Source organism: Phenylobacterium sp., from assembly GCF_036495085.1.
GTDB lineage: Bacteria > Pseudomonadota > Alphaproteobacteria > Caulobacterales > Caulobacteraceae > Phenylobacterium.
The window spans coordinates 1-3,982 of the sequence record NZ_DASXNL010000189.1 but is presented as its reverse complement, the minus strand read 5'-3'; the positions used below and the strand labels follow the sequence as shown (position 1 = coordinate 3,982).

At 67.8% G+C, this 3,982-nt stretch carries 2 protein-coding genes; both read right to left on the bottom strand.

Going from position 1 to position 3,982, the window contains the following annotated elements; genetic code table 11:
- Positions 1 to 36: 36 nt before the first annotated feature.
- The gene (locus VGI62_RS21340) at positions 37 to 2,868 is read right to left on the bottom strand and encodes a pitrilysin family protein (RefSeq protein ID WP_331506598.1); all 2,832 of its coding nucleotides are present in this window, start codon (positions 2,866 to 2,868) and stop codon (positions 37 to 39) included.
- Positions 2,869 to 3,049: 181 nt separating this feature from the next.
- A partial coding sequence (locus VGI62_RS21335) for an NADP-dependent oxidoreductase (protein WP_331506597.1) occupies positions 3,050 to 3,982 on the bottom strand: 933 nt, incomplete at its 5' end.

Here is a 3,982-nt window from a genome sequence, read left to right as displayed (position 1 = left end):
CGGTCCTGCATGTCTGTTCAGCGCCCGGCGCGGGACCTACTTACCGGCTGCCCTCAGGCTTGGACTGTCGAGGTCGAGCTTGTCCACCGAGATCACCTCAAGGTCCGGGCGCCTTGTCTTCAGCTCCGGGGCGAAGGTCTTGGCGTCGCCGGCGACAATGACGCTCGCCCGGGCGGGGTCCATGACCCGGGCGGCGAAGGCCTGCACCTGCGCCGGCGAGACCGCCTCGACCTTGGCCGTATAGCGGGTGATCTCGTCCAACGGCACGTCATTGAGCGCCAAGTTGCCCAGGATGCCGGCCAGGCCGCCGCTGGTGGCGAGGCGCCGGCCGAAACTGCCCACGAGGTTCGATTTGCGCGCCGTCAACTCCTCAGCCGTCGCCGGCTTGCCGGCCAGGGAGGTCATCTGCTCGGCCATCAGGCCCAGGACCTGAGGCGCGGATTCGTTTTTCGTCTGGGCCGCCGCCCGGAACGAGCCGGTCGAACGGTTGGCGCTGAGGTTCGACGACGCGCCGTAGGAGAGACCCCGTTTGACCCGGATCTCCAGGTTGAGCCGCGAGGAGTAGCCGCCGCCGAGGAGCGTGTTGGCGACGATGCCGGGATAGTAGTCCGGATCGTTGCGGGCGATCGCCGACTTCACCATGGTCACGGCCGCCTGGCCCGTGCCGGGAAGGTCGATGGCGATGGCGCGCGGGCTCGCTGAAGGCTTGATCGAGGGCGTCGCCGGCAGCGGCGAGGCCGGCCGGCTCCAGTCGCCGAAAGCCTTCTCGGCCATCGCAAATCCCTGCTCGGCGGTGATGTCGCCGGTCAAGACCAGGATGGCGTTATCGGGTCTGAACCAAGCCTTGTGCAGGGCCACGAGGTCGGCTGGCTTGATCCTGGCGATGGAGGCCGGCGTGCCGGTGGACACATGGCCGAACGGGGTGCCTGCGAAGACCACGGGCGCCGCGGCGAAGCCTGCCACTTGTCCCGGCTCCTGGTATGCGACTCGCAGGCCGTCCAACGCCTGGGCCCGTTGCCGCTCCAGTTCTTCGGCGGCGAAGGCCGGGTTGCGGGTGACGTCGGCCATGATCGCCATGCCGGTCTGAAGCTTGTCCGGCATGACGTTGAGCGTGATCGTCGAAGCTTCGAGGCTGGCGCTGGAGTCGAGGGTCGCGCCGAGGGCCTCCACCTGGCGGGCGACGTCGCGCGCCGAACGGGTCGTGGTGCCTTCGGTCAGCATCTCGGCGGTCATGCCGGCCGCGCCCGCCAGGCCGGCTGGATCGGCCCAGCCGCCGGTCTTCAGCGTCAGGTCTGCAGTGACCAGCGGAAGGTCGGAGGATCGCGCCACCACCACCCGCAGGCCGTTGGCGAGCGTCCGCTCGGCGGGCTTCGGCAGCACTGGGGCGATCGGCGCCCCGACGGGCGGCGGCGCCTGGCGCCGGCCTTCCGGGGCGAGCGCCGAGACCGGGCCGGCATAGGTCGCGACGGTCTTCGGCGGCGCGGCCGGCGTGGCGGCGACCTCGCCCTTCGGACGCTCGCTTTCGGGCCGATAACGAATGGTCATCCGCAGTTGCGGATCGAGGTACTTCTTGGCGACACGCTGCACATCGGCGGCGGTGACCGCCTGCAGGTCGCCGAGTTCGGCGTTGGCTTTTGCCGGGTCGCCCTGAATGCGAAGGGCATAGCCCAAAGCAAAGCCGCGTCCGTCGATGGTCTCGCGCTCGCGCAGCTTGCCGGTCACCAGCTGGTTCTTGGCCTCGTCCAACTCGGCCGCTGTGGGCGGGGCCTCGCGCAGCCGATTCACCTCCGCCAGCAGGGCGGCCTCGCCCTCAGCAATCGAGTGTCCGGAAGCCATGACCGCGCCCACCATGAAGTTGCCGGGCTGGGCCGGCAGATCCGCGTTGGAGAAGATCTCAGCGGCGATCTGCTTGCCGTAGACGAGACTGTCGTAGAGGCGGGAGGACTTGCCGGCTGAAAGGATCGCATCGAGCACCTTCAACGCCGGCGCGTCGGGGTCGGAGGCCTTCGGGCCCAGCCACGTGATCGCCACCGCCGGCAGCGGGACATTGGGCCCGTAGCCGTCATAGACGCCCGGACCCGTTCGTGGCGGCTCGACCGCCGTGACCCGCGCCACCGGCTCGGCGGGGTTCTTCAGGGGCGCGAGATATTTGTCGATCCAGGCGTCGAGCTCAGCCTCGTCGAAGTTACCGACCACGACCAGGGCGGCGTTATCGGGTCGGTAGTAGGCCGCATGGAAGGCGCGCACGTCGTCGATCGTCGCGGCGTCCAGCTCTTCGATCGAGCCGATCCCAGGGCGGTGATATGGATGCGCCCGATAGGTGGCCTGCGGCACGTAGAGAGTGAACAGTCGCCCGTAGGGCGCGGCCAGCACACGCTGGCGCAGCTCCTCTTTCACCACGTCGCGCTCGGACTTGAAGTTGGCGTCGTCGACGACCAGCCAGCCCATCCGCTCGGCCTCGGCCCAGATCAGCCGCTGCAGGTGATTGGCCGGGACGACCTCATAGTAGTTGGTGAAGTCGTCGTAGGTCGAAGCGTTGTTGAGGCCGCCCACATCCTCGGTCATCCGGTCGAAGCTCTCGGCCGGCAGATCCTTTGTCGCCTTGAACATCATGTGTTCGAAGAGGTGGGCGAAGCCGGAGCGTCCTTGCGGGTCGTCCTTGGATCCTACGCCGTACCAGACCTGCACGGTGACGTTGGGCGTCGTGCGATCCACCGAGGTCAGCACTCGCAGGCCGTTGGCGAGGGTCCGATCCCGGTAGACGATCGGCGGCACCTTGCTGTCCGGAGCGGGCGGGGCGGCCAGGGCCGGCGTCGCCAGGGCCAGTGACAGGGTGACGGCTAGGGCGCTGAACAGGTGGCGGATCATGGCGCTTCCGAAGAACAGGTGGGGCGAAATCCTTAGCACCCCTCGCAGCCTTCGAAAGCGGCTCGACGCGCGCTGCCGACAAAGAGCGGGGGCGTAACCGGCAACGGTCCCGCGAAGCGCGCACCCCGCCCTGAGGCGGACGCCGCGGCAATAGACCCCGGTCCGCCTGCCGCTGGAACGTTCAGCTCGCGAGCCTGACAAGCATCTTGCCGCTGTTCTCGCCGGCCATCAGACCGATGAGCGCAGAAGGCGCCGCGGCGATGCCATCGACAATCGTCTCCTGGTACTTGACCCGCCCTTCCTTCAACCATCCGGCCATTTCGCGCTGGAAATCGCCATAGAGGTGCATGAAGTCCGTGGCCACGAAGCCTCGCAGCGTCACCCGTGCATAGATGATGTTGGAGAGGTTTGAGACAGCCGAATGGCCGGAGTTGTAGCCAGAGATGAAGCCGCAGACGGGGATCCGTCCGAGCGTGTTCATGCGCCGCAACGCCGCTTCGAGATGGTCGCCGCCGACATTATCGAAATAGACGTCGAGCCCATTGGGAGTGGCGGCCTCGAGGGCCTGGCGGATCGGCTCCTTCTTGTAGTTGATCACCGCATCCAGCCCGACCTCCTCGCGCAGCCACGCGGCCTTTTCGTCGGATCCGGTCGAGCCCACGACGTAGCAGCCCTTGAGCTTGGCGATCTGGGCGGCGATCGAGCCAACCGCGCCAGCGGCGGTGGATACGAACACCTGCTCGCCATCCTTGAGCTGGCCGATATGCAACAACCCGCCGTAGGCCGTGAAACCGGTCCCTCCGAGCGCATGCATGTGAACCGTCAGGGGGAGGTCGGGATCAGGCGCAAGCTTCGTCAGGCCCTTGCCGTCGGAGGTGAAGTATTCCCGGAAACCCAGCCGATTCGTCACCAGGTCGCCGACCGCGAAGCCCTGGTGTTTCGACTGCGCGACGCGGCCCAGCGCTCCGCCCAACATGGCTTCGCCAAGCGCCTGGCCTGCGGTGAGCCTGGGCCGCATGGCCGGGTCCACGGACATGTAGAGGTTCTCGACAAGCACTTCGCCGTCCGCCGCGTCGGCCACGTCGCGCTCGATCAGGGCGAAGTCGCCCGGCTT

What these genes read in the sequence shown, in the direction of transcription:
- VGI62_RS21340 (WP_331506598.1), bottom strand. Translation starts at nt 2,868, where the DNA reads ATGATCCGCCACCTGTTCAGCGCCCTAGCCGTCACCCTGTCACTGGCC.